Source organism: Kitasatospora sp. NPDC043949 (assembly GCF_056435365.1).
In genome coordinates, this window is record NZ_JBWKEQ010000006.1 from 70581 (window position 1) to 76580 (window position 6000).

The window sequence follows — 6000 nt, forward strand, 5'->3', positions numbered from 1 at the left end:
CCCGGAGAGATGATTCCGTTTGTCTCCGAGCGGCTCCATGTCAAGCCGCGACAGCATTGCGCAACCGAGCGTCTGGACCAGAGGATCGGTTCTGGGGGAAAGGATGAATCATGGGGTACTCGCTAGTGGTAGGCGCCCCCTACCCGAAGCAAGTCAACTGGCCGAAAGCTGCGGCCAATCTCGTGCTCAGTAGTGCGTATGTGGAGATCATCTACGCGTTTGATGGCCTCACGACCGGCGAGAAGCTCGCGTTCAACACCGGCGCGGCAGCCTTCGCGGTCGTTCCCGGAGACAGGCATCTCATGTGGTGTTACCGGTTCGAGGTGCCGACGCGACCGGGCGGCCACCCCAAGTCGCTCGGCTGGGGAGACTCGCCCTGGGAGGCTCACCGGCAGGGCGATCGAGTCGTCGGAGTACCCGGCAGAGCGGGTGGCCCCTTCCCCGCGTACATGGTGCTCGTCGATTCAGGGACCGGAATCGTCGAGGGCCTACGCGTTGTCGATCTGGAAGCAGGGCTTGCCGACGCGCTCAGGAGCGCAGTCGCCCGGCAGATCGCCCTGCCTTTCAATGAAACGGCCGCCTCCAGAGAGATCAATGCTGTCTATCAGCGGCACCCCGGCACCCAGAGCCTCCTGACCGAGGCCACCGGAGGGCAGGTGGTACCCGCAGTCGCGAATTGATCGACCGTCCGCCTTGGTGCCTTGCCCGGAAGATTCGTGCCGTCGGCCCGGTCCTCGTCGAGCTCTGGAGAACAGGAGTGCTGGCCGGCTGAGGTTCCGAGCCGGGCAGTACGTGACGGAACTGGCAGGTCGGCCACGGGCGTCGCGCAGGACGTTGGGCGTCCAGCCGAGCACGTTGCAGAACTGGGTCCACCGCGGGCGCGCCCGGAACGACGCAGGAAGAAGTGGGGGGCTGCCCAGCCGATGGGCGTCCGGGCGCCCCTGCGAGAGGCGGGGCGCGCCGACTGGCCGACCCGGCGGTGCTGGGTGTCGTAGCACCCGAGATCCTCGGCCGCTGCCGCCTCCACCCGATCGAGAGAGAACCCCGACGGGACCATCGCCGCAGCCCTGACGTAGGCGGCCACGGTCACCCGCCGGTCCTCGTACACCCCGCGCAGCTCGCCGTCCAGGACCGCGGCCATCTCCCGCGCCGCCTCGGCGCGGGAGGCGAACCCGCCCCGTTGGCGGGTGCGGCGCCGCCCTTCGTCGGGGGCGAGGTCGACGCAGTACGTCCACTTCCCGTGCTTCACGTCCGCGGCCAGCTGCGGACACCACGGTCCCAGCTGCTTGCCGTTGCTGTCCGAGCAGCCGCACCGCCGGTACACCCTTCCTTGCTGTGGACGCTGTCCATGAACCCCTCCTCCCCTCCTCGCACCGGTGCTGGTCGGCAACGACACGCGCGGGACAACTCGCCACCCGGGAGATCACGGCACGTGACTGGTGGGTAGGCGGCTCTGATCCGCCTCCGGATCTCGTAGCAGGTGGACCTGCTGGTGGAGGTCTCGGCAGCTCATCGGCGTGTGGCGCCTGGAGGGCCGTTACTCGCAGTGTCCGGCTCCTTGGGACCACTTTGGGACCAAACGCATTGAGCGCCGGTGGGCACATGTGGACGGATCTGGACGTATCCGACCGAGGTAGCATCTGGGCCTCCGTCAGGCCGCGTAAACCATACGAGCGTCCCCTTTGTCTCAACTCCCATGCTTGAAAGGCAGGTTGGCCTCCTGTTCGGGAACCCGTCGAGCAGGATGCCAATGAGAACGTTAGTGAGCTCCCTTGACTGGGGGTCAAGGGGTCGCAGGTTCAAATCCTGTCGTCCCGACAGTGATGTCGGAAGGCCGTTGGCCGGGAGAAATCCCAGGTCAGCGGCCTTTTTGTTGATGGGGCGACAGGTGATCGTCGGTCGTGGTACCGGCGTCTTGCGATCTTGTCAGGGACCAGCTGGGGACCGCAGCCGCTGGCCGAGGGATCGCCGCAGCCTCGCCGGCCTGGCAGCTCGGGGGGGGCTTGGGCGGGCCGAGCAGGGCGTTGATGGTCAGGTGCTCGGTGGGCAGGGCTTTGAGGTTGCGGGCGTTGATGAGGCGGTTCGGTCGTTGCGGCGGGCGAAGGTGTAGCTGGCCTTGCTGAACCGTGAGGTGGTGGCGAGGGTGCCGTAGCCGGCGTTCTTGGCGTGGATGGCGCAGGCGGGGGTCGGGCGGTCTCCACTGGGAGTGCGTTCTTGGAGCGCTTGGCCTGGACGGGGGAGATGCTGGAGCCGGTGGGGTCGTTCAGGGTGACGACGGTGTCCACGCCGTGGCGGGGAGGGGAGGCGGGACTGGGCCCGCTTGTGTCGTGCCCATGGTGGGGTTCGGCAGGCTACCGTGGGGCCGGACGCGAGGGTGCGGCGGCTGCTGGTCGGGTGTGCCGCGATGGACCAGGGGGTGTGGGGTGTTCGAGCCGGTGTCGCTGTCGGCGGTGGCCGCTGTTTTCGGCGCCGTGGGTGCGAGCGTGGCGAACGAGGCCGGCAAGTGGGCCTGGGAGTCGGCGGGTGCCTTCGTCCGCCGGGTGACGGGGCGGGACGTGCCGGCGCCGACCGATGCCGCCGAACGGGCCACTGTGGCGCAGCTGTTGCTGGATGTGGCGGGGTCGGATCCCGCGCAGGCCAGGGCGCTTCGTGCCTGGCTGGGCGGCCAGGGCGGGGGCTGGTCCGGGCCGTTGGCGGCGCCCTCCCTGCTGCCGCCCTCCGACCGCTTCTTCACCGACCGGCGCAAGGTGCTGGCGCTGTTGGACAAGGAGGCCGGACGGAAGGCGGACGGCACGCCCCGCGTCAGTGTCCTGTACGGGCCTCAGGGAATGGGTGTGAGCGCCGCGGCCGTTCACTGGGGCGCGCTGCAGCGGAAGCGGTTTCCGGACGGGCAGCTCTACGCGGACCTCTCCGGCGGGTCGCCGGCCACCGCACCCGATGCGGCCGCTGTGCTCCGGCAGTTCCTGATCCACCTCGGCATGCCGGCGGACCGGGTTCCGCCGGCCGCGCAGGACCGGGTCGAGCGGTTCCGGTCGCTGGTCGCCGAGCGGCAGCTGCTCGTCGTGCTGGACCACGCCCGGTCGGCGGCCCAGGTCCGGCCGTTGATCACCGCGGCCCCGGGCGTCGTCACGGTCGTGGTGGCCCGGCGTCCGCTCACCGGTCTCGACGCCGTTCCGATTCCGGTGGGGCCGCTGTCCGACAAGGATGCCAGGCGGCTGCTCACGGACCTCGCGGGGAAGGAGACCGTCTCCGCCGCCGGCCCCGCCCTGTCGGGTGTTCTCGAACGATGCGGCGGATCGCCCTTCGCCCTGCGCGCCGCGGCTCCCCGGCTGGCGTTCATCCCCCAGCAGCGCCGGGGCCGGGGCGGTGGTGGCGACGGCGGTGGCGATCCCCACGCGGGTGATCCGGTGCGCGCCGCCGTGCAGGAGTCGTACGAGGTACTGGAGCCGGAGGAGGCCCGGCTGTTCCGGCTCTGTGCCCTGCGGCCGTGGCCGGCCGTCGGTCCCGAGCTGGCCGTGGCGGTCGCCGGCCCCGGCGGACCCACGGTTGAGCGTGCTGGTGTCCTGCTGGCCGGGCTCGCCGAGGCCGGCCTGGTGGAGGCCACACCCGAGGGCCGCTACCGCTACCGGCCTGCCGTGCGCCGGTTCGCCGAGGAGCAGGCGGCGCGGGTGGACGGGCTGGCCGCGTGCGCGGGTGCGGTGACGCGTGCCGTGGAGCACCTGCTGCGCTTCGCCGTCCGGGCCGACTACGCGGCGTTGCGGGAGCGTTGGCACGTCGGGCCGCTCTACCGCGAGCTCGGGCCCGGCGACTACCCGGACGCCGGTGCGGCGTTGGCCGCTCTGGCCGCGGAGGTGGGCAACCTGGTCGAGGCGGTGTTCGCCGCCGAGGAGTTGGCCGCGCCGGCCACGGCGTGCGAGCTGGCGGAGGCGTCGTGGGCGGTGCAGCTCAAGGCCGGTCGGCACGAGGCCCTGTTGCCGGCGCTGCGAACCGCCGTGCGGGCGGCGGTCGCGCACGACCCGGACTCGGCGATGGCCGGCCGGATGCACACCCAGTTGGCGTTCGCCCTGATGGAACTGGACCTGCTGGCCGAGGCCGAGAGCTGTCTGGTCGACGCCTCCTCGGCGTTCGAACGGGCCGGCCACCTGCTGGGCCAGGCCACGGCCGTCGAGTCGCTCGGGCTGCTGAGGCTTCGGCAGTGGCGGTGGCAGCCCGCGTACGACTGCTTCGAGCGGGCTGACGGACTGCTCGCCTCGATCGGCCCGGACCACGAGCGGGCGGGGGACGTTCCGCGGGCCCGGGCGCTGTTGAAGCGGCACCGGGGGCGGGCGCTGCGAGGCCTGGCCGAGTACGAGCGGGCCCGGGTCTGGCTGACGGAGGCGTTGTCCGAATTCCGGCGTCTGCGCGACAACTACAACGCGGCCCGCACCCTCACCAATCTCGCGGAGACCTGGGCGGACACCTCGGCGACGGATCAGGCGCTGGCCGCGATCGACGAGGCCACCGCGATCCTGGACCGCGAGCAGGCGGAGCCCCATCTGCGCTACCTGGCGGGCCTGCGGCAGCAGTGCCTCACGGAACGGGACTGACCAGGACCGGGTGGGACGCGCCGCCGGTGCGCACCGTCAGCTCCATCGGCGGCAGGGGTCGCAGGGGTCGGGGGACGGCGGCGCCGTCCAATTGGGCGAACAGCGCCGAGGCGGCCGCCGCCGGGTCGAGCGAGGGGCTGGTGAGGCGGACGAATCCCCACTCACGCAGCAGCACTTCGCAGGTGTCCGGACCGGAGACGAAGGCCGCGAGCGAGCAGTTCGGGTAGCGGGCGAGCGTCGCCGCGGCCCACTCCCGGGGCGGACCGATCCGGGGGTCGTCGGCCTCCCCGTAGCGGAGGATCGCGTCGGCCAGACCGAGGAGGCCCTGGTCGAGGGTGTCCTCGTGCACCGCGAGGTGATCGGAGCCGGGCCCGGAAGGCCCGTACCGGCCTTCGGCGACCCGCTCGACGGTGACTTCGTGCGGGCGGGGCCCCGGGCGGGTGCGGACCCGCAGCGGCACGGTTCGGGTCGGTGGCCGGTAGTCCGGGAGTGGGAGAAGGTCCAGGAGAGCCGGCTCTGTCGGCTCGGGCAGCCCCATGACCTCGTAGAAGAGCGAACGCAGCAGGCCGGCCGCCTCGCCGGGCGCCGAGGTCGTCAATTCGCTGGCACTGGTCATGGATTGATGGAACGTCAGGAGTTGGTCCAGCTGTGGTCGCAGGGGGGAGTCCAGGGCGAGTCGGGGGGCTTCGCGGACGAAGGCCGCTACCGGCGAGGTGGCGCCCAGGACCTCGTCGGAGGCCGTGCCGAGCAGAACGGGGGTGCCCAGCGCCGCGGCGTAGTAGCTGACCGAGCCGAAGTCCCCGATCACCGCGTCGGCGGCGATCAGCGCCTGTCGCCAGCTGTCCAGGGGGTCGATCAGGGTGAGGCCGGCCCGCTCGGCGCGGTCCAGCCAGAGGCGGACCTGGCCGGGGCCGTGGCCGTGCCAGATGTTCGGGTGGAGGGCGGCCGCCACCCGGTAGTCGTCGACCGGGAGTTCGGCGGTGAGGCGGTCGAGCAGCCACGGCAGCGGGTCGTCCGTGCCGGCGTCCCCGAAGAGCGACTGCGGGTTCCAGGTGGAGTTGAGCACGACGAGCCGCTGTCCGGGCCGGACGCCGAACGCGCGGCGATGGCGTTCCCGGTGCGGAAGGGCGGCCAGGATGCGGTCGAAGCAGGGGTCGCCGCCGAGCACCGCCGTCGGAGCGGCCTCGGGGCAGGCTTCGCGCAGCCGGCCGAGCTGCTCGGGGTGGGAGAGCACCATCGCCCGGGCGAGCGGAACCCCGTCGGACAGCAGCCACTCGGGCGCCAGGCCGAAGACAGGGGCATGCGGTGCGTTCGGTGTTCGGTGTTCGGTGTTCGGTGTTCGGTGTTCGGTGTTCGGTGTTCGGTGTTCGGTGTTCGGTGTTCGGTGTTCGGTGTTCGGTGTTCGGTGTTCGGT

General features: G+C 71.7%; 3 protein-coding genes and 1 tRNA gene. 3 read left to right on the forward strand and 1 reads right to left on the reverse strand.

Going from position 1 to position 6000, the window contains the following annotated elements:
• The first annotated feature begins 200 nt into the window (after positions 1 to 200).
• From AC07AL_RS07655 to AC07AL_RS07665, 3 genes are all read left to right on the forward strand, one after another.
• A complete protein-coding gene (locus tag AC07AL_RS07655) occupies positions 201 to 680 on the forward strand; it encodes a hypothetical protein (protein ID WP_478317168.1) in 480 nt (159 codons plus the stop codon).
• A 1045-nt stretch (positions 681 to 1725) separates the two neighbouring features.
• Positions 1726 to 1818: transfer RNA gene (locus AC07AL_RS07660), tRNA-Pro, on the forward strand.
• Positions 1819 to 2423: 605 nt separating this feature from the next.
• Positions 2424 to 4586 carry a tetratricopeptide repeat protein gene (locus AC07AL_RS07665; RefSeq protein ID WP_478317169.1) on the forward strand — a complete coding sequence of 721 codons (2163 nt, stop codon included), beginning with the start codon at positions 2424 to 2426 and terminating at the stop codon, positions 4584 to 4586.
• On the opposite strand, the gene AC07AL_RS07670 is transcribed toward AC07AL_RS07665, so the two are convergent.
• Positions 4570 to 6000: hypothetical protein (locus AC07AL_RS07670; protein WP_478317170.1), on the reverse strand; the 1431-nt coding region annotated here is incomplete at its 5' end. The genes AC07AL_RS07665 and AC07AL_RS07670 overlap by 17 nt on opposite strands.